Source organism: Nocardia thraciensis, from assembly GCF_054782435.1.
The window spans coordinates 1-19,796 of sequence record NZ_BAAGSM010000008.1; the positions used below are offsets into that span (position 1 = coordinate 1).

Below are 19,796 nucleotides of genomic sequence, written 5' to 3' on the forward strand. Positions count from 1 at the left end.
ACAACTCGTCGGTCACAAACCGAACATCATGCAGCACAACCGGATCCGACGCATCCGAACCGGACCACAACCACGTAAGACACGGTCTTAGTCCGTACCGTTCGCTCCGGCTGGGCGCGGGGCGACTGCACGAGCCGAGATCGGGCCTACGACCTCCGGTAGGCGGCGCCCGGGTGGTTCGGGGCCAGGAAAGGCCCACTGCCGCCCAGCCTTTCGCGGAGCGTGGTGGGCGCGGACGACTCCGGGACGCGGCCGCGGCGGCGCAGCTCCGGCACTACGAGGCGCCCGAAGTCCGCGAAGGTGCCGGGCGTGGTGACATAGGCCAGGTTGAAGCCGTCGACGTCGGCCTCGTCGACCCAGCGCTCGAGTTCGTCCGCGACCTCTCCCGGCGCACCCGTGACCACCGGGCCGCGGCCGCCGATGCCGATCGTCCGCGCGAGTTCCCGGGGCGTCCAGGCGCGGGTGGGGTCGGCGGTGGTGAACGACGCCAGCGCCGAACGGTTGGCGTCGGTTTCGACGTAGCGCAGCGGCTCGTCGGGATCCAGTTCCGACAGGTCGACACCCGTCCAGCCGCCGAACAGCGCGAACGCGCCCTCCGTACTGACCAGCCGCTCGTAGGACCGGAGCTTGTCGAGGGCCCGCTCTCGGGTTTCGGCGACGATCGGCGTGAGCATCGTGAACACCTTGATAGAGCGGGGATCTCGGCCCAGTTCGGCCGCCGCGGCGCGCAAGTTGCGGACCGGGCCGCGCACCACCTCGGGGGTCGGGCCGGAGACGAACACGGCCTCGGCGTGCGCGGCCGCGAACCGGATCCCGCGCGGAGAGGCGCCCGCCTGGAACAGCACCGGGGTCCGCTGCGGCGAGGGCTCGCTGAGATGCGGTCCGGGCACCGTGAAATGCCGCCCCTTGTGCTCGATGTCGTGCACCTTGGCCGGGTCGGTGTAGACGCCGCGCGCCGAATCCCGCACCACCGCATCGGATTCCCACGATGACTCCCACAGCTTGTAGCAGACCTCCAGGTACTCGTCGGCGATCTCGTACCGTTCGTCGTGCGGAATCTGCTGGCCCAGACCGAGATTGCGGGCGGCGCTGTCGAGATAGGAGGTGACGATGTTCCATGCCACCCGGCCGTCAGTGAGATGATCCAGCGTCGATATCCGCCGGGCCAGCGCATAGGGCTGCTCGTAGGTCAGCGACAGTGTGAGGCCGAATCCGAGCGTCTCGGTCACCGCGGCCATCGCCGAGACGGCCATCGCCGGATCGTTGACCGGGAACTGCGCGGCGTCGGCGACCGCCGCGTCGCGCGATCCGCCGTACACGTCGTAGACGCCGAGTACGTCGGCCAGGAACAGCGCGTCGAAGCCCCCGGCCTCCAGGGTGCGGGCCAGTTCGGTCCAGTACCCCAGCTTCCGATAGCGGTGGCCCTGGTCGTCGGGATGACGCCACAGGCCCGCCGATTGGTGCCCGACACACGCCATATCGAAGGCGTTCAGATAGATCCGGCTCATGGTGCCTCTCCGATTCGGTCTCGATAGGTGTCGCGCGCCGCCCAGGCCGCCGCGGTCGTGAGTGCCGTCAGCACCGCGAAATAGACGACGATCAGCCATGGGTTCCCGCCACCCGCGGTCAGCAACGCGGCCGCGATCAGCGGGGCGAATCCGCCCGACAGCACGGCGCCGACGTGATAGCCGAGCGAGGTGCCGCTGTAGCGCACCCGGGTGTCGAACAGTTCCGCGAACCAGGCGGCCTGCGGCCCGTACATCGCGTCGTGAGCCACGTTCACCCCGACCACGATCGCCACGACCACCGCTGTGCGCGAACCGGATTCGGCGGCGAGGAAGAACAGCGCCAGCGCCACCAGCCCACCGACCGCGCCGAACAGGTACGGGGGCTTGCGGCCCACCCGGTCCGAGAGCCGCGCCCAGATCGGAGTGCTGGCCAGGCCGAGCGCCGAGGAGAGCAGCACCGCGAACAGGCCGATCGAGTTGCCCTTGCCGAACTCGTCCTGCAGATAGCTCAGTGAGAAGGTGGTCAGCAATACGAACAGCGAGATCTGCGACAGCCGTAAACCGATGGTCAGCAGCACATTTCGCGGCTGCTCACGCAGCACCTCGACGACGGGGAGGCGGACGATATCCCCCTGTTCCCGCAGCCTGCCGAAGACCTCGGCATCGGCGAGCCGCAGTCGGATCAGCAGCCCGACGACCACCAGTACGACGCTCAGCAGGAACGGGATCCGCCATCCCCCAGCGAGAAACGCGTCCTCGCCCAGCACGGCGCGCACCAGGTAGAAGACCGCCGTCGCCAGCAGCATTCCGGCGGGCGAGCCGAGCTGGGTGAAGCTGCCGTACCAGCCGCGCCGCCCCGGCGGCGCATGCTCCACCGAAAGCAGCGCCGCGCCACCCCATTCCGCGCCGACGGCCAGACCCTGCAGCACGCGCAGCGTCGCCAGCAGCGCGGGCGCCAGCAGGCCCACCTGCGCGTAGGTCGGCAGCACACCGATCGCGGCGGTGGTGATCCCCATCAGCAGCAGCGCGCCGACCAGAACGGTCTTGCGGCCCAGGCGGTCTCCCAGATGACCCGAGATGACGGCGCCGAGGGGACGCGCACCGAAGCCGGCCGCGTAGGTGGCGAACGACGCCAGCGTTCCCGCGGTCGGCGAAACATTGGGGAAGAACAGCGGTTTGAACACCAGCGCCGCGGCGGTCGCGTACAGGTAGAAGTCGTACCACTCGATGGTCGTGCCGATGACGCTGCCCAGGGCCACAGACCGTGGCGGGGTTTCACGCGTGGACGATCTGGTCGCCGTCTCGCCCGTCCCGGGTCGGCTCGCCGCGGGCGTCGGCGTCCGTTGGGTGAAGATCACGTGGGCGAACGCTAGGCAACGCCGGAACGATCCACGAGGGTTACCGTCCTTCTGATCGGAACTACCGGACCGAGACCCTCACCGCGGCCCGAACACCCTGTTCGCATGAATCGTTTGTGCATTAACTATTGGCGCGGTAATGTATGGCCGCGGAGGTGATGGCATGGCCGTCGAGAACGACGATCCGCTGCGACTGGACCGGCAGGTGTGTTTCGCGCTGGCCGTGGCCAATCGGTCGGTGCTGGCCGTATATCGGCCGCTACTGGAACCGATGGGGCTCACGCATCCGCAATACCTGGTGATGCTGGCGCTGTGGGGCGAGGCGCCGATGTCGGTGCGGGCCATCGCCGACGCGGTGCAACTGGACTCCCCCACGCTGTCGCCGCTGCTCAAGCGGCTCGAGACCGCCGGGCTCATCACCCGCCGCCGCGACCCGCACGACGAACGCACCCTGCTGATCGATCTCACCGCCGCCGGGCGGGCCCTGCGCCGCGACGCGGAGCGGATCCCGCCCGCGGTCGTGCGGCGGCTCGGCGTGAGCCTCGCCGATCTGGAGGAGTTGCGCGACATCCTCACCCGGGTCAACGAGGCCGCTCGCCGCGCCGGGCGCGCGGCGCCCGCAGGCGCATGACCGCGGTCGAACACACCTGCGCCCCTGGCGGTCCGGGCGCACGACGCAGGGAGCACAAGTGATCAGGCAGACCCCGAATCCCCTCCAGCGCGTGCGCTACATCTGCGGCGCGACCCTGCCGCCGTCGATGCGGGAGTGGGTGCTCGAGGATCTCACCGGAGCCGGTGCGGCACGCCGCTACCTGGTGCGTTTCCTCATCCCCGTGCTACTGCCGCTGTGCCTGTTCCTGCTGGTGCCCGGGCCGCTGTGGATGGGCCTGTCGATGATGGCGCTGCTGTACATCCCGCTGATCTACTTCACCATCGCCCTGATGTACGTCTACCGCCGCCACCGCCTGAGCAAGCACGGCCTCGACCCCGCGCTCGCCGACGTTCGCCAGCGCCGCCGCGCCGAGGCCGAGCACGCCGCCTACGAACAGCGGCACGGACGCGGCTGACTCGGCGGCGGTCAGATGACGCCGTGCAGTGGGGGCGGCGTATCGTGCAGCACCGCGCGGCCGATGTGCTGATATTTCCAGCGCACCGGATCGTGCAGGGTGTGGGTGCGGGCGTTGCGCCAGAAATGGTGCAGGTTGAGATCCGCTGCGGCGCTGCGGGTTCCGGAGACCTCGAACAGCGCGGACGACACCTCGTTGGCGGCGCGATCGGCAAGGATCTTGGCCGTCGCCACGACGAGTGAGGCAGCACCCGGCGCACCGCCTCGCTCGGCGGGAGGTGACTCCGGATCAGGTTCGGGCGACCGCGGCTCGGGCCCCGCACCGACGGCGCGATCGACAGCCGCCCCCGCCGCCGCCAGGGTCGCCTCGGCGGCCGTCACGGCGACAGCCAGTTCCCCGAAGCGCTGGATCAGCAGCGGATCGTCCACGGCGCGTTCCACTCCCGCCTCGAACCATGGTCGGCTCTTGGTGCGCACGAAATCCGTGGCGGCCGTGAGTGCCCCGCGGGCGATTCCGGCGTCGATGGCGACGTGCAGCAGCTGCGCGAAGGCGCCGTACCCTGTCGGCGCGCGGACCGCGGGTGAGCGCGGGACCAGCTGCTCGGGATCGACCACCGCCCCGTCGAACGAGACCGTCCCGCTGCCGGTGGTGCGCTGCCCGATTCCGTTCCAGTCGTCGATGATTCGCACGCCCGGGCTTTCGGCGGGCAGATAGGCGATGTACTCGCCCGGCTCCAGGCCGCTGCTCCCCTCGGGATCGTCGAGCCGCGTCAGGACTGCCAGCACATCCGCGAAAAGCGAACCGGTGCAATAGTATTTGACGCCGTCGATGCGCAGTCGGCCACCCACCGGGCGCACCGTGGTGCCGATGTCGGCGACGGTGGCGCCGGTCCGCTCGGACTGGGCGTTGGCGATCCGGCCGCCGTCGAGGACCTGCCCGAGATACCGCCGCCGCTGGGCGAGAGAACCGGCCAGTCGCAACAGGTTCACGTAGACGAAGTGGCTGTGCGGTATCTGCGCGATATTCGGATCGGCGGCCGCCAGGATGCGCACCACCTCCGCCACCGCGCTCGGCGGCAGGTCGGGACCGCCGAGGTCGCCCGGCACGGTGATCGCCAGCAGACCGCTCGCCGCCAGTTCGTCGATCTCCCGGTGCGGCAGTTCACGATCGCGGTCGCGCCCCGCCGCCCCGGCCGCGAACCCGTCGGCCAGGCGCCGGGCCACCTCGAACGCGTGTGCCGCCGAGGTGATCCGGTCGGCCGCGACGGCGGTCATCGGCCCGCGACCGCGGCGGGAGCGCGCGCGGCCTCCAGTTCCCGCACCAGCGGCAACACCTTCGCGCCGAAGTACTCGATCTCCTCCTGGAAGTGCAGGAAACCGCCCAGGATCAGGTCGACCCCGAGGTCGCGGTAGGCGACGATGCGCTCGGCGATCTGCTCCGGGGTGCCGATGAGCTGGGTCCGAAAGCCGTCGTTGTACTGGACCAGATCCTCGAACGTGGAGTCGGCCCACATGCCCGTGCGGTCGCGGGTGGCCGCCCCGGCCTGCTGCACCGCATCCCGGAAGCCTTCCACCGCAGGGCGATTCGCCTTGTCGATGATCTCGCGGAGGGTGTCGCGCGCCTCCCGCTCGGTGTCGCGGGCGATGATGAACCCGTTCAGGCCGAACTTCACCTCGCGATCGTGGGCCCGGGCGACCGCGCGCAGATCGTCCAGCTGTTCGGTGACACCGTCGAAATCCTTGCCGTTGGAGAAGTACCAGTCGGCGAAGCGGCCGCCGTTGCGGCGGGCGGCGGTGGAGTTACCGCCTTGGAACAGTTCGGGATTCGGCCGCTGTGCGGTGTTGAGCGGCTTCGGCTTCAGCGTGAAGTCGCGGATTCGGTAGAAGTCGCCGCCGAAGTTGACCTTGTCCTCGGTCCAGATCCGGCGCAGCACCTCGAGGAACTCCGCGCTGCGGCGGTAGCGTTCGTCGTGTTCGAGCCACGGCTCGCCGAGGGCGGTGAATTCCCCTGCGAACCAACCGGATACGACATTGACCGCGAACCGGCCGCCCGACAGGTGATCGGCGGTGGCGCCGAACTTGGCCAGCACCGCCGGGTGCCACAGTCCCGGATGCACCGCCGCGATGACCTTCAGCCGCTCGGTGGCGCCCAGCAGCGCCAGGCTGAACGAGGTCGACTCGTGCTGGTACTCCGCCCCGTAGGACGCGGTGTAGCGCACCTGCGACAGCGCGTACTCGAAACCGTTGCGCTCCGCGGTCTGCGCCAACTTCCTGTTGTATTCGAAGTCCCAGCTGGTCCGCTGTTCGATATCGCTGGTGACCAGTCCCCCACTGACATTGGGCACCCAGTAGGCGAACCGAATCTGCTCGGCGATGTTCTCGGTGGTCATACGCTGCTCCCGGCAATGGTCGGCGACCGGTGGTGACACACCGGGCGCGGCAACCTGCGCCCGGTGTGCGCCCCACTCCACCACCGTGCGCGGTGGCCTGCGAGGGTTTGAATCGGCCCGATCCGATCCCGGCCCGCTGCGAAGCGGCACGGCGAACGATGGCATGCGGGACCGCGGCGGGTCCGCGCCGGCCGTATCGCGCGGACCGTCGCACGCCGCTAGCGGGCAGCGGCCTGCGCGGTGTAGGTGGAACGGGAGAATCGGCCCGCGGGCTGAAAGCGCGAGACGAGCGCGGCAGCGTCCTCGCCCGTGACCGCGGCGATGTATTCATCGGCCGCGTCCAGGGTTTCGATCCCGGCGAACGGCTGTGGCCGATGCAGCAGGCCCACGAGAGCCGAGGCGAAACGCGGGTCGACGGCGGCGGCGCTGAAGAACCTGCCGCCGATCTCGCCCAGCGCCGGATCGCTCAGGAAGAGGCGGGTGACATGTGCGGCCGCCTCCGCGCGTTCCACCAGAAAACTGTTGTGCCGCGCGGTGATCCAGGCGTCGTCGAAGGGGCCCTCGTGCGCGGCGGCCGCCGCGACGAGTCGCTGCGCCTGGATGAGGCCGCTCTGCGCGCCCTGGCCCGCGATCGGATCGTAGGCGACGGCGGTGTCACCCAGCGAGGCGACCGGGTGCCCACCGGCGGTGTGGCCCAGTCCCGCCCGGAACACCGGGCGCACCGCGCCCCGCAGCCAGGAATGCCGGTCCTCCGCGATCACGCGGGTGGCCAGCACCTCGGGCAGATCCCAGTCCAGGTGGTCGCGGTAGAGGTCCACGATGATCCGGTGCGCGGATTCCGCGGAATCGGCTGCGGTGAAACGCTTCTCCCAGTCGCTGCCCGGCCTCGCCCAGCCGAGGAAGGCCCAGCTCGGCCCGGCGTCCTTGTGCAGGTACGGGCCCCACCAGCCCTCGCCCTGATCGCCGAGGATCGAGAAGCCGCTGCGCCCGCCGCCCGCGCGGCTGCGGTGGGCGAAGACGTCCTCGCCGTGACCGAGCCCGGTCACGGTGAGTGTCAGCAGGGTTCGCTGCGGGGCGTCGTACACCGTGCGCGCCTCGTCGATCGGGAAGAGTTCGGACAGGCCGCCCCTGCCGGTGGCGACGAGCGTGAGATCGTGTGCGGCGGCGATGGAATCGAGCCTCTCCGGCGTCACGGCCTCGACCACGAAACGGCCGCCACGCTCCAGGAATGCGGTCAGTCGTTCGTCCGCCTTCAACCGGGTGTCGACGGCGACGCCGCTGTAATCGTCGAAGGCGCCGTCGAATTCGATGATTTCGGCGTGGTCGGGACCGGCGATGCGGACGGTGAGCCCGCTGTGCAGTGGCGCCCGATCGGTATAGGTGGGCAGGCCCAACGCCGACTCGGCGGCCTGCGCCTCACCGAAGATCAGGGCGGTGCCGGTCGCGGGCACGTCGTCGCGCAGGGACCGCTGATCGCGGTCGCTGTACACGGTGACGTCGAATCCTGCGTCGAGCAGGCCGAGCGCCGCGGTGACGCCGGTCTGGCCTGCGCCCACGATCGCGGCGGAGCGGGTGGAACCGGGGCGGGAGTGCTGTGTCGTCATAACGGAATACTCCGTTGCGCGAGAGCGCCTTTCGAGTGTTGCGATCAGCCGGAATCGATCGCGGCGGGCATAATCCCGCGACTCCGACGGCGACGACATGGATCCCGGCCAAAAGCACGCCGGGATGGCATAGGGCCGAGCGGCGCTGTCGTCCTATGGGCGCCCCGCGACGGACATGTTCGGACGGGAGACGGCATCGGGCAGGACGGTCGATCCCGGTCCGCCGAGCCGGTATCGGGCGCCGCGGTGTTCCTCCGGCAGTCGGTCGCCCGCGCCGAACAGCGCGTTGCGCAGGGTTCCCGGGGCATACTCCGTCGGATAGGCGCCGCGTTCGGTCAGCGCCGGAACCACGTATCGCACGACGTCTTCGAAGGAGCCCGGGGTTACCGCGTAGGCGAGGTTGAAGCCGTCCGCGTCGGTGTCGTCGACCCACTGCTGCAGGCGGTCGGCGATCGTCGTGCCGGATCCGACGAAAACCGGGCCCATCCCGCCGATCGCGGCCCACAGGCCGATATCACGCACCGTCCATTCGCGGCCGTCGTCGTCGGCCTCCTGGAACGCGCTCACGGCCGACTGGATGGCGTTGCTCTCCACCTGCCCGATCGGGTCATCGAGGTCGTAGCGGGACAGGTCGATCCCCATCCACCCCGACATGAACACCAGCCCGCCCTCGACGCTGGCATAGGTCAGGTACTCCTCGTGCTTGCGTCGCGCCGCGGCGTCGGTATCCGCGGTGACGATGGTGGACAGCGCGTACACCCGGGCGGCGTAGCGATCGCGCCCGGCCTCCTGCAGCGCATCGCGAACTCGGGAAACCGTCTGTGCGAGCACTCGTTTCGACGGCGCGGCGACGAAGATGGCCTCCGCGTTCTCGGCCGCGAACCGGACCCCGCGCGGTGACGCGCCCGCCTGGTAGATCACGGGGGTGCGCTGCGGGGACGGCTCCGACAGGTGTACGCCGGGGACCGTGTAGTGGCGGCCGCGGTGCCCGATGTGATGGACCTTCCCCGGGTCCACGTAAATGCCCTGCGCGGCATCGCGAATCACAGCATCGTCCTCCCAGGAACCCTCCCACAGCTTGTACAGCACCTCCAGGTACTCATCGGCCCGGTCGTAGCGCTCGTCGTGATCGAGCTGGTCGTCGGCGCCGAAATTGCGTGCGGCGGAAGGCAGATAGCCGGTCACCACGTTCCAGCCGACGCGGCCGTCGGTGAGGTGGTCCAGGGTGGACAGGCGGCGCGCGAACGGGTACGGATGTTCGAATCCGGTGCCGGTGGTGATGCCGAATCCGAGATGCCGTGTCGCCGCGGCCATCGCCGACACCAGCAGCAGCGGATCGGCCACCGGTATCTGGGCGCCGTGGCGCAGCGCGGCGGTGTCGTCGCCGCCGTAGACGTCGTAGGTGCCCAGCACGTCGGCGATGAACAGGCCGTCGAATCGCCCCTGTTCCAACAGGATCGCCAGATCCGTCCAGTACTTCAGGTCGGTGTACCGGTGCGACCGGTCGTCGGGATGGCGCCACAGCCCCGGCGACTGGTGCGCCACGCAGTTCATGTCGAACGCGTTGAAACGGATCCGGCGCGTCACCGGGCACCTCCCGCGGTGGTGGCGCGCTCACCGGCGCTCCACGCGAACGGCAGTTCGGCGCCGTTGAGCAGATGATCACCGAGGGCGCGGGCCTTGTAGATCGCGGGATTGTGCACGGAGACGGTGCGGGCGTTGCGCCAATGCCGGTCGAGCCGCAGACGTTCCGAGGTCGCCGACGCGCCACCGACCTCGAACAGCAGGCTGGTCGCGGGCAGCACCGTGTCGATGATGCCCAGCTGCGCCCGGGCCGCGGCCAATTCCGCTGCCACCAGCGACTTTTCGTCGCGGGCACCGGCGGCCAGCACCTCGTCGAGAATGTCCGCGACCGCCAGCACGCTCGCCCGGGCACCGAATGCGGCCGCGGACAGTCGGCCGATCACCTGCTGCACCAGGGGATCGTGGCGCGGCAGATCGGCGGGCGCGTGGGTGTAGGTCCGGGTGCGCCGCACGACCCAGTCGCGGGCGTCGCGTTCGGCGCGCTGGGCGATGCCCGCGAGCACCGCCAGCTGCACCAGTTGCAGATAGGCGGTCGAATAGGTCGGGCCCGGCACGCCGTATCCGGGGCCCAGCACCCGGTCGTCGGCCACCACCACGTCGGTGAATTCCGTTGTGCCGCTGGCGGTGAGCCGCTGCCCGAAGCCGTCCCAGTCGTCGTGCTGTCGCACGCCTTCCGCATGCGCGTCGACGAGCACACCGATCCGCTCGCCGTCCCGGTCGGCCGCGGCCAGGATGTGATCGGCGTACAGCGAGCCGGTGCTGTAGTACTTGACCCCGTTGAGCAGCCAGCGATCTCCGTCGCGGGTCAGGCGGGTGCGATACCTGTCGGCCGCGCCGACACCGGGCTCGGAGATCGCATTGCCGACCAGCGCTCCGTCACCGACCGCGCGCAGCCACCGCTCCCGCGCCGGGCCGGGCTCGGCGAGCAGCTGATCCTCGACGAACGAGAAATGCACCCGCAACGCCTGCGGGATATTGGATTCCGCCGCCGCCAACTCGATGAGCAGCCGGAACAACTGCCGCACACCGGCGCCGTACCCGCCGAACTCCACGGGCACCCGCAGCGCGCCGAACCGGGCCCGGCGCAGCCTGTCCACCTCCTCGTACGGGAGTCGCCGATCGATCTCACGGTCGACGGCGCCGGCGGCGATCTGTTCGAACAGCGGCGCGAAGATCTCATCGAGTTCGCTGTCGGAGCGGGAGGGCACAGCGGTGGAGGTCATACGCCGACGATCCCCCGCCCACCGCCCACGATCACCCCTTAAGCGCACCACGATCAAAACCACGCCGCCCACCTCCCGCACCCCGTACACGCTCTCGCACCCCATGCGGCCGTCGCATGGGGTGCGGGAACGAACACGGGGTGCGGGAACACGGCGTGCCCTTCCGCCGCTAGTGACCGCTCACAACCCCGCGTCACCAGGGCCCCGCCCGGTCACAGAACCTTCATCGGGCGGTGTTTCGATCCGTGACCGAAGCGTTACCGTGAGGTGCTACGCGAATGCCGCGGCAGCGGAAGGGAATCGACGATGACGGCCACCAGCACCGCCCACCGGGACCTCACGATGTCGGGCCAGCCGGTCACCTCGCCGCTCAAGGACGTGCGGGCACTGGCGCGAAAGATGGTGGGCCACTTCGTCGATACGGTCGCGCCGTGCCGGACGCTGCCCGGCGACGCGCTGCGCGGCGACATCACGGCCGTCACCCGCGCCTGCCTGGAGCTGGCGATCAGCATGCTCGACGGCGCCGACGTCCCCGACAAGACGGCCCGGCTCGAGCACGCCGCCGCCAACTGGGCCCGCGAGGGCATCCCGATCGATACCATCCAGCACGCCCTGCACGAGGGCTTCAAGATCGGCTTCGACCTGATCCTGGACCGCGCCACCCCCGACGACTTCGACAGCGTCAAGGGGGCATCGCGGCGGCTGCTCGACGTGCTCGACACCATCAACGCCACGGTGTCGCGCGCCTACGTTCGCGAATTGCGCGGCGTCGTGGGCGAACACCACACCGCCGTGCACACGCTCACCTCGGCCTTGCTCGCCGGGCACCCCACCTCGGTGATGGCCCGCGAATCCGGGATCGAGATCGCGCAGTCGTATCACGTTGTGGCCGTTGCGCTGCCGCAGCATCGCGACGAGGGCAATCCGGCGATCAACGGCCAGGTGGTCGCACGGCGCAAGCTCCGCCGGGTGCAGGCGGCGCTGGCCGACCGCTGTGCCGACACCGCGCTGTCGCTGCTCAGCGTCGACGGCGGCACCCTACTCATTCCCGCCGAGACGCTCGCCGACGGCGATCTCGACGAGTTCGTGGCGTTCGTCTCCCGCCACGCGCAGGTGCCGGTCACCGCCGCGGTGGTCGAGGCCGCCGCCGCCGACATACCCACCGCCGCCCGCCGCGCCCACGAACTGCTCGATATGGTGCAGCGCCTGCGGTGCAGCCCCGGGCTGTACCGCTTCGACGAACTCGCACTGGAGTACCAGCTCACCCGGCCGGGGCCGGGCCGCGAGCACCTCGGCGCGCTGCTGGACGCGCTCGACACCCACCCCGAACTGCTCGATACCCTCCGCAGGCACATCGGCACCGATCTCAATCGCCAGCAGACCGCGCGGGCGCTGCACGTGCACACCAACACCGTTGACTACCGGCTCAAGCGCGTCGCCCAGCTGACCGGCCTCGACCCCACCCAACCGGCCGGGCTGTGGTATCTGCGCTCGGCCCTGGTCGCGAGCAGCTACCGCACCGATCGGTAACGGGCCGAGGAGTTTTCGGCGACCATGCCCCCGGCCACCGGAGTCCGCACCACCGGCCTGCTCAGGACGCGTGGCTTTCCGCGAGGGCGGCGAGCCGGTCGACCGACGCCCGCAGCTTCTCCGCGGTGGTGGCGCGGGCGCGGACCAGGCGCTTCTCGTCGGTCAGCTGCGACCAGTCGTAGGTGTGGGTGACCAGGGTGCGCGTCTCGTCCACCGGCTCCAACTCCCAGCGCCACAGGTGCCCGGGCGGCCGCGCCCCGGGTTCCGAAGGCCGCCAGGCGATCCGGCGGCCCTCGACGAACTCCACCACGTGGTTCTCCCGCACCTGACCTTTGGTCAGCGTCATGGTGAACACGTCGCCGACCGCAGCCACCCGTTGTCCCGCGGCCGATTCCGCCAGATTGTCGTTGCCGTCCCAGCGCGGCTGCTGGGACGGGTCGGCGATCAGGTCGAAGATCCGGTCCGCTCCGGCGGCGATCTCCCGGCTGGCCGACACGACGTGTTGTTCCGCAGTCATGACCCGATCGAAACATCCGCACATCGGGTCGCGCCACCCGGCCGGGCTACGCACCGCCTCCCGGTAGCGCTCTGCTGAGGGCCGCCCGAATACGGTCCCGGTCGGGCGCGCGGTCGCCGAGCAGCAGTGCGGTGCACAGGCCGTCGCCGCTCCACAACCGGCGCCGTGCGATGCGGTCGCCCAGGGTCCCCATCGTGATCAGGAACCCCGCGATGAAGAAGCCGTAGGCGTCCATGATCCACAGCGTTTCCGTCGCCGTGGGCCGCAGGTCCGCGGCCAGGCTCGGGGCGACGAGGTAGAGCGCGGGCGGTTACTCGTGGTCGGTCCTCGGCGGCCAGACGTAGTAGCGTTCGGGGACGACGCGCACGATGAGCCGGACCGCGTCGGGTTCGGGCGGCGGGGTCGCGCCGCCCATGTATCGGTCGTACATCTCGTGCAGCAGTGCCTTCTCCGGGTCGGCGGCGATCTCGACGTGGCCGCGGATCTCGACGTAGCGACCGTCGCCGCCCAGCAGCAGCAGGCTGACGCGCGGATCGCGCCGCATGTTGCGTGTCTTCAACCGGCCCTCGATCGTGCTGAACACGAACCCGTCGCCCTCGTACTTCACGAAGATCACCGACGACTGTGGGCGGCCGTCGGCGTTGCTGGTGGCGAGGATCGCCGAGTGCGGGCCGTCGATCAGCGCGCGGGCCGCGGGTGCGAGTGATGTGGTCATGATGGTCCTTCCGATGTCGAGGTACGCGGATATGGACCACAGCGACCCTGGAAAGGAATCGGGTCCGCGCTAGAGTCCGGAGACTTCGCGATCCGAGGAAGGCCATCGTGCAGACGGAGAACCGTTCACCGAGCACCGAATTCACCGGCGCGACCGGGCCGTACCGGCGCGAGCTGCTGGCGTACTGCTACCGCATGCTCGGCTCGCACGACGACGCCGAGGATCTGGTGCAGGAGACGTACCTGCGGGCGTGGCGCGGCTACGACGGATTCGAGGGGCGCGCGTCCGTGCGCACGTGGCTCTACCGCATCGCCACCAATCTGTGCCTGACCGCGCTGCGGCGTCGCAGCCGCCGAGTACTGCCGTCCGGCCTGGACGCCGCCAGCGGAAACCCTTATACCACAACGAATCCCGATACCGACACCGACTGGCTCGGACCGCTGCCCGACGCACTGGTCACCCCCGAGACCGAGGATCCGGCGGCGGTCGCCGCCACCCGCGACAGCCTGCGGCTCGCGCTGATCGCCACCCTGCAACACCTGTCGGGCCGCCAGCGCGCGGTGCTGGTGCTGCGCGACGTACTGGATTTCCCGGCCGCCGAGGTGGCCGAGTTGCTCGGCACCAGCACCGCGGCGGTGAAGAGCACCCTGCAGCGCGCCCGCGCCCGCCTGGACCGGCTGGCCACCGCCGCCGAGCGGCCCGGCGCGCCGACCGATCCGCGCGGCCGTGCCCTGCTCGACGAATACATCGCGGCCTTCGAGAACTCCGACGCCGCACTGCTCGAACGAATCCTGCACCGCGACGCCGTGCTCGAGATGCCGCCCTCGCGGACCTGGTTCTCCGGCAAGCGCACCTGCGTCGCCTATCTGGCCGGCCGGGTGCTGGGCGAGCCCGGGACCTGGCGCATGTTACCCACGTCCGTCAACGGACAGCCCGCGGCGGCGGCGTACCTCCGCACGGACTCGGGCGCCTACACCGCCTTCGGCCTCGGCGTGCTGACCACGACGGGCGACGGCATCACCGGCATCGCGGTCTTCGGCGACCCGAACCTGGTGCGGCAGTGCGGACTCCCCGCCGCCCTGGCTCCCTGACGGTCCGTTCAGTGCGAGTTCCCCGCCGCCCTGGCTCCCTGACGGCACGTTCAGCAGCGACGTTCCGCATCTGGCGTAGGGGCGCGGGTCAATACGGCGCAAGTCGCTTCCCAGCACTGCCGGGGTCGTTCCATGGGCGTACCTGTGCGGGCGCTAATCGGCTCGATGGCCGACGCGGAACCCCTGCCGCGCGGCATAGCGTGAGCGCATGTCCGGTTCGATCGGGTCGACGCGCACCGCGGTGGGACGGCGGATCGCCGAGGTCGACATCCTGCGCGGGTTCGCGCTGTTCGGCATCCTGGTCACCAACGTCGTCGTGGTGACCTCGCTGCTGAATCTCACGGGGCCCCGCGACCATCCGAGCCCGCGCTTCGACGGCGGCCTGGACACCTTCACCACCGGGCTGGTGGACGGGTTGTTCCTCGGGCGGTTCTATCTGCTGTTCGCCTTCCTGTTCGGCTACTCGTTCACGCTGCAGATCGCGGCCGCCGAACGCGCCGGGGCGGCGCCGCGGGCACGGCTGCTGCGGCGCTGCGGCGCCCTGTTCGCGATCGGGCTGGCGCATGTGATGCTGCTGTGGATCGGCGACATCCTCACGCTGTACGCGGTCCTGTGCCTGATCCTCATCCTGCTGCGCAAGCTCCGCCCGCGCACCGCCGTCATCACCGGAGCCGTGCTCTACGGCCTGTTCGTCATTCCGGCCCTGCTGACGGGGACCGACAGCGGCGCCGGGCAGGTCGCGGACCTGGCCCAGATCTTCGACCTGCGGCGCCTTTCCGACGGATTCACCGGCGGTTTCGCCGACACCCTGCACACGCAGCTGCACTTCGGACCGCTGTTCCTGCTGTTCACCTTGGTCGGCCAGGGCGTGCCGAGCCTGGCGCTGTTCCTCGTCGGCATGGCGGCGGGCAAGCGCCGGATCTTCGAGGACAGCGCTCTGATCCGCCGCTGGACCCCGCGGGTGCTGTGGACGGGATTCGGTGTGGGACTGCCGGTTTCGGCCATCACCTGCGCCGACGGCGCGGGCTGGGTGCAGGTGCCCGCCTTCTGGTTCGGCGTGCAGGAACTGGTCAATCCGCTGCTGACCTTCGCGTACATGGCGCTGGTGCTCCGGCTCGCGCGCTCGCGGTGGGCGCCCGCGGTCGCGCGACTGGCACCGGCCGGGCGCATGGCCGCGACCAACTACATCGGCCAGTCGGTGGTGTTCATGCTCGTCTATACCGGTTACGGGCTGGCGCTCGCCGACGACGTGCCGCCGCCCGCGGTGGTCGGCATCGCGCTGCTCACCTTCGCGGCCCAATTGTGGTTCAGCGCACGGTGGTTGCGCGGGCACGCCTACGGTCCGGTGGAGTGGATACTGCGCGCGGCCACCTATCGCACCCGGCCACGATGGCGATCCGCCGCGACCCGGCCGCGGCCGTAGGAGCGATGACTCGGCATACCGGTCGGCACGTTCACAGCGAAATCTCAGCAAGGCAGCGCCCACCCGAGTTGGACGCCCATTCGAGCACCGTGGTAAGAGAGTTGGCGTGCCGCATCCACTTCCCGTTCACCTCTCGCCGGGCCGCCGCAAATCCGTGTGCCGAGCCCGGTCGAGACGCGCGCGGTGACGGGAGCGTCCACCGACGCCCGCCTCCTGCGGATCCGCCGTCCGGCGGAGCGGAGCGGCGCGGGGTATCGCCTCGACCTGGACGGGTTGCGCGGCGTCGCCATCGCCTTGGTGGTGGTGTTCCACGTCTGGTTCGGGCGGGTGTCCGGCGGCGTGGACGTGTTCCTGGTGCTGTCGGGGTACTTCTTCACGGGCCTGCTGCTGCGCCGGGCCGAATCCGGCCGGGTGGGTGTCGCGGCGGTGCTGCGCCGCACGGCACGGCGGCTGCTGCCCGCCCTGGTCACCGTCCTGGCGGCCGTGGTCGTCGCCGCCGTGGCGCTGCGCCCGTATACGCAATGGCCGGATCTGGCGCGGCAGACGCTAGCGTCGCTGTTCTACTACGAGAACTGGCACCTGGCGCTGTCCTGGTCCAACTACACGGCGGCCGATCCGTCGGTGAGCCCGCTGCAGCATCTGTGGTCCATGTCGGTGCAGGGGCAGTTCTATCTGGCCGCGGTGCTGCTGGTGGCCGGGCTGGCGTGGCTGTGCTCGACCGTCGCCGATCCGGGGATGCTGCGGCGGGTGTCGCTGCCGGTGTTCGCCGTGCTCGGCTTCCTGTCGTTCGTCTACGCCGCGCACGGCAGCACCGGCCATACGGGCTGGAACTACTACGACACCTTCGCGCGGCTCTGGGAGCTGCTGGCCGGGGCGCTGCTGGTGCTGGTGGCGCCGCACCTCACCCCGCCGCGGTGGCTGCGATTCGCGCTGGCCGCCTTCGGGATCGCCGCGGTCGTCGCGTGCGGCTGGGTCCTCGACGGCGCCGCGTCGTTCCCGGGGCCCGCCGCGCTGTTCCCGGTGGGCGCGGCCGCGGCGCTGATCGTCGCGGGCAACGCCGCCGACCCGCGGGCGCGCCCGCTGCCCAACCGGATCCTCACCTGGCCTCCGATGCTGCGCCTCGGCGATATCGCCTACGCCCTGTACCTCTGGCACTGGCCGATCCTCATCTTCTATCTCACCGAACGCGAGCGGCCCGAGGCCGATCTCGGCGACGGTCTGGTCGTGCTCGGGCTGTCGCTGGGGGCGGCGTGGCTGACGCACCGATTCGTCGAGCAGCCGCTGCGCACCGGCAAGACCGCCGACCGGGTCTCGGCCACCTATCGCCGCCGCGCGGGTGTCGCGGTCTCGGTCACCGGTTCGGCCGTCGCGGCCACGGCGGCGGTGTGGCTCGTGGTCGTCGGATCCCATCCGCCCCGACCGGTCGGCGTGCTCGACCCCGACACGTATCCGGGCGCGGAGATGCTCGCCACCGGCGCGGGCGCGCCGGAGGCCCCGATGCGGCCGTCGATCAAGGACGCACCGGGCGACCAGGCGTATCCGGCGCGCGACGGCTGTATCGCCGATTTCGATACCCGCGAGGTGATCACCTGCACCTACGGCAGCCCCGCGGCGCGGCGCACCCTGGCCGTGGTGGGCAGTTCGCATGCCGAGCACTGGATTCCGGCGCTGCAGGATCTCGCCGAGCAGTACATGTTCCGCGTCGTCGTCTACCTCAAAATGGGCTGCCCGCTGACCGTGGCCGAGGAGCCGAGCTACAAGGGCGAGCGCATCCCCGACTGTCGCGACTGGTCCCGCGACGTCATCGACCGGCTGGGCGCCGAACGTCCCGACTGGGTCTTCACGACCGGCACCCGGCCGCGCGACACCGTCGGCGACGAGACGCCCGCCGACTACGTCGACGTCTGGACTCAGCTGGCCGATCGCGGCCTCAATGTGGTCGTGGTCCGTGACACGCCGTGGCTGCGCCACAACGGGATTCGCTACCGGGCCATCGACTGCCTGGCCCAGGGCGGCGACCGGATCAGCTGCGGCATGCCCCGCGCCGAGGCGCTCGACCCGGTCAACCCGGCCGCGGTGTCGGCGGCCGCGTACCCGAACGTATTCCCCATCGACCTCACCGATGCGGTCTGCGAACCCCAGACCTGCCCCGTCGAAGTCGGAAACATCCTGCTCTACCACGACGAACACCACCTGACCGCCACCTACTCCCGCTCTCTGGCCCCCGAACTCGGCAGGCAGCTGCAACCCGTCCTCGGGTGGTGGTGAGGGACGCCGCCTCCGGTCACCGTCTCGGAACATCCTGGCGTGGTGGGTAATTCATCAGGCCCGCACCGCCTACCACGGCCTGTTCGGTATCGAACTCGACCACCCGCCGACCCTCGCGCCTGACGCGGCGTGACAGCGCGCTGTGCGGGTCCTGACAGCGCCGGTCGGCAGGGTGCGAGGCATGAATATCGTCAACACTCATCAAGCCGAGGCATGGAACGGGTACGAGGGGCAGCACTGGGCCGATAATCGCGAGCGCTACGACGCCCTGGTCGGCGGCAGCAACGCGGAGCTGCTCGCGGCGGCCGCCATCGGCACCGACGACCGGGTGCTCGACATCGGTTGCGGCGCAGGGCAGGTCAGCAGACTTGCCGCACTGCGCGCGATGCGGGGCCGGGTGCTCGGCGTCGATCTGTCGGGGCCGATGCTGGAGCAGGCGCGTCGCGTCGCGGTCGCGGAGCGGATCGGCAATGTCAGCTACGAGCAGGGTGACGCACAGGTCCACCCCTTCCCCACGGCGGGATTCGAGGTGGCGATCAGCCGGGGCGGGATCATGTACTTCTCCGATCCGGTGGCCGCCTTCGGAAATATCCGACGGGCGCTGGCGTCAGGCGGGCGGCTCGCCTTCTACTGCGGCCGCGACCACGGTCACGACGAATCCGCCCGCATCTGGTCGGCGATGACGCGCCATGTGGAGCTGCCGAACCCCGCCGACGATACCGCGCCGGGGCCGGTCAATTTCACCAATCGGGAACACATCACCGGAATCCTCACCGACGCCGGGTTCACCGACGTGAACGCCGAACCGCTCGAGGGCGTCTCGGTCTACGGCCGCGACGCCGAGGACGCCGTCGAATTCATCTTCGGCATGGGCCCCGTCCGGTACTGGCTGCGCGATACCGACCCGGCCGCGGTCGAGGCCGCGCGCAACGCCGTGGCCGAGGAACTGCGGCCGTTCGAGGGCGACGGCGGGGTGCGGTTGCGCGGGCCCAGCTGGCTGTTCACCGCGACCCGATCGGAGCAGTGATATGTTCACCCTCGATGTCACGGTGCCCGCGGGCCTGTTCACCCCGGAGGGTCGCCGCCGGCTCGCCCGGGGGCTCACCGCCGCCGAGTTCCTCGACGAGACCTGTGGTGCAACCGATCCCGCCGTCCTCGCCTTCAGCGAATCGCGCACCGATGTCATCGTTCGCGAGGCGGATGTGTGGATCGCCGACGGGCGCGCGGTGCGGGCACACCGCTACCTGGTGACGGTGTGTGTAGGCGCCTGGGCCGCCGAGATGAGTGCCCTGCTCATCGAGCGGATTACCCGCGCGATCGGAGCCGCCGACCCCGGGCCCGAGCGTCCCGAGGTCCTGGTACAGATCTACGAGGTTCCGGAGGGCGGATACGGGCTCGATGGCGTGGTGCGCACCGCCACGGATTTCCTGGCTATGGTCCGGGATGCCAAGGTGCACAAGTAGTTCCGCGGATCCGGCACGGCAGGCCCCGGCGCGGCGCATACGCCCGCACGCGGAGG

18 protein-coding genes are annotated in these 19,796 nt (G+C 70.3%); 8 read left to right on the forward strand and 10 right to left on the reverse strand.

Translation table 11 applies throughout. The features are described 5' to 3' along the window. Positions 1-146: 146 nt before the first annotated feature. On the reverse strand, positions 147-1,508 hold the full coding sequence (locus ACYVLQ_RS01965) for an LLM class flavin-dependent oxidoreductase (protein ID WP_460695610.1): 1,362 nt from the start codon (positions 1,506-1,508) through the stop codon (positions 147-149). After that, positions 1,505-2,761, reverse strand: coding sequence for an MFS transporter (locus tag ACYVLQ_RS01970; protein WP_460695709.1), 1,257 nt, complete (start codon positions 2,759-2,761; stop codon positions 1,505-1,507). Before ACYVLQ_RS01970 ends, ACYVLQ_RS01965 begins: the two co-directional genes overlap by 4 nt. A gap of 268 nt (positions 2,762-3,029) precedes the next feature. On the opposite strand from ACYVLQ_RS01970, the gene ACYVLQ_RS01975 reads away from it, so the two are divergent. Further along, positions 3,030-3,497: a MarR family winged helix-turn-helix transcriptional regulator gene (locus tag ACYVLQ_RS01975; RefSeq protein ID WP_460695611.1), complete on the forward strand. Its 468-nt coding sequence runs from the start codon at positions 3,030-3,032 to the stop codon at positions 3,495-3,497. A gap of 58 nt (positions 3,498-3,555) precedes the next feature. Next, positions 3,556-3,933, forward strand: coding sequence for a DUF5313 family protein (locus tag ACYVLQ_RS01980; RefSeq protein ID WP_460695612.1), 378 nt, complete (start codon positions 3,556-3,558; stop codon positions 3,931-3,933). Positions 3,934-3,944: 11 nt separating this feature from the next. Here ACYVLQ_RS01980 and ACYVLQ_RS01985 read toward each other — a convergent pair whose 3' ends face one another. The 5 genes from ACYVLQ_RS01985 to ACYVLQ_RS02005 all read right to left on the reverse strand — a co-directional run bounded on the left by ACYVLQ_RS01985 (position 3,945) and on the right by ACYVLQ_RS02005 (position 10,733). Beyond that, on the reverse strand, positions 3,945-5,207 hold the full coding sequence (locus tag ACYVLQ_RS01985; RefSeq protein WP_460695613.1) for an SfnB family sulfur acquisition oxidoreductase: 1,263 nt from the start codon (positions 5,205-5,207) through the stop codon (positions 3,945-3,947). Continuing rightward, positions 5,204-6,322 carry a dimethylsulfone monooxygenase SfnG gene (sfnG, locus tag ACYVLQ_RS01990; protein WP_460695614.1) on the reverse strand — a complete coding sequence of 373 codons (1,119 nt, stop codon included), beginning with the start codon at positions 6,320-6,322 and terminating at the stop codon, positions 5,204-5,206. The genes ACYVLQ_RS01985 and sfnG overlap by 4 nt, the downstream gene beginning before the upstream one ends. 218 nt (positions 6,323-6,540) lie before the next feature. Next, entirely contained in the window at positions 6,541-7,926 is a 1,386-nt protein-coding gene (locus tag ACYVLQ_RS01995; RefSeq protein WP_460695615.1) for a styrene monooxygenase/indole monooxygenase family protein, read from the reverse strand. Positions 7,927-8,079: 153 nt separating this feature from the next. Then, positions 8,080-9,513, reverse strand: a complete 1,434-nt coding sequence (locus tag ACYVLQ_RS02000) for an LLM class flavin-dependent oxidoreductase (RefSeq protein ID WP_460695616.1) — start codon at positions 9,511-9,513, stop codon at positions 8,080-8,082. Further along, on the reverse strand, positions 9,510-10,733 hold the full coding sequence (locus ACYVLQ_RS02005; RefSeq protein ID WP_460695617.1) for an acyl-CoA dehydrogenase family protein: 1,224 nt from the start codon (positions 10,731-10,733) through the stop codon (positions 9,510-9,512). The genes ACYVLQ_RS02000 and ACYVLQ_RS02005 overlap by 4 nt, the downstream gene beginning before the upstream one ends. A 306-nt stretch (positions 10,734-11,039) precedes the next feature. Between ACYVLQ_RS02005 and ACYVLQ_RS02010 the strand changes: the two genes are divergently transcribed. Next, positions 11,040-12,263 carry a PucR family transcriptional regulator gene (locus ACYVLQ_RS02010; protein ID WP_460695618.1) on the forward strand — a complete coding sequence of 408 codons (1,224 nt, stop codon included), beginning with the start codon at positions 11,040-11,042 and terminating at the stop codon, positions 12,261-12,263. A gap of 61 nt (positions 12,264-12,324) precedes the next feature. Here the strand turns inward: ACYVLQ_RS02010 and ACYVLQ_RS02015 are convergent, their stop codons facing one another. The 3 genes from ACYVLQ_RS02015 to ACYVLQ_RS02025 all read right to left on the reverse strand — a co-directional run bounded on the left by ACYVLQ_RS02015 (position 12,325) and on the right by ACYVLQ_RS02025 (position 13,495). Beyond that, entirely contained in the window at positions 12,325-12,780 is a 456-nt protein-coding gene (locus ACYVLQ_RS02015) for an SRPBCC family protein (protein WP_460695619.1), read from the reverse strand. Positions 12,781-12,826: 46 nt separating this feature from the next. After that, entirely contained in the window at positions 12,827-13,015 is a 189-nt protein-coding gene (locus ACYVLQ_RS02020) for a hypothetical protein (protein WP_460695620.1), read from the reverse strand. Positions 13,016-13,090: 75 nt separating this feature from the next. After that, entirely contained in the window at positions 13,091-13,495 is a 405-nt protein-coding gene (locus tag ACYVLQ_RS02025; protein WP_460695621.1) for a PPOX class F420-dependent oxidoreductase, read from the reverse strand. A 107-nt stretch (positions 13,496-13,602) separates the two neighbouring features. Here ACYVLQ_RS02025 and ACYVLQ_RS02030 point away from each other — a divergent pair, with 107 nt between their 5' ends. The 5 genes from ACYVLQ_RS02030 to ACYVLQ_RS02050 all read left to right on the forward strand — a co-directional run bounded on the left by ACYVLQ_RS02030 (position 13,603) and on the right by ACYVLQ_RS02050 (position 19,740). Next, positions 13,603-14,586, forward strand: a complete 984-nt coding sequence (locus ACYVLQ_RS02030) for a sigma-70 family RNA polymerase sigma factor (RefSeq protein ID WP_460695622.1) — start codon at positions 13,603-13,605, stop codon at positions 14,584-14,586. Between the two features lie 208 nt (positions 14,587-14,794). Continuing rightward, positions 14,795-16,009 carry a DUF418 domain-containing protein gene (locus tag ACYVLQ_RS02035; RefSeq protein ID WP_460695623.1) on the forward strand — a complete coding sequence of 405 codons (1,215 nt, stop codon included), beginning with the start codon at positions 14,795-14,797 and terminating at the stop codon, positions 16,007-16,009. Positions 16,010-16,192: 183 nt separating this feature from the next. Continuing rightward, a complete protein-coding gene (locus ACYVLQ_RS02040) occupies positions 16,193-18,277 on the forward strand; it encodes an acyltransferase family protein (RefSeq protein WP_460695624.1) in 2,085 nt (694 codons plus the stop codon). Positions 18,278-18,458: 181 nt separating this feature from the next. Next, positions 18,459-19,304: a class I SAM-dependent methyltransferase gene (locus ACYVLQ_RS02045; protein ID WP_460695625.1), complete on the forward strand. Its 846-nt coding sequence runs from the start codon at positions 18,459-18,461 to the stop codon at positions 19,302-19,304. A 1-nt stretch (position 19,305) separates the two neighbouring features. After that, positions 19,306-19,740 carry a hypothetical protein gene (locus ACYVLQ_RS02050; protein ID WP_460695626.1) on the forward strand — a complete coding sequence of 145 codons (435 nt, stop codon included), beginning with the start codon at positions 19,306-19,308 and terminating at the stop codon, positions 19,738-19,740. Positions 19,741-19,796: the final 56 nt, after the last annotated feature.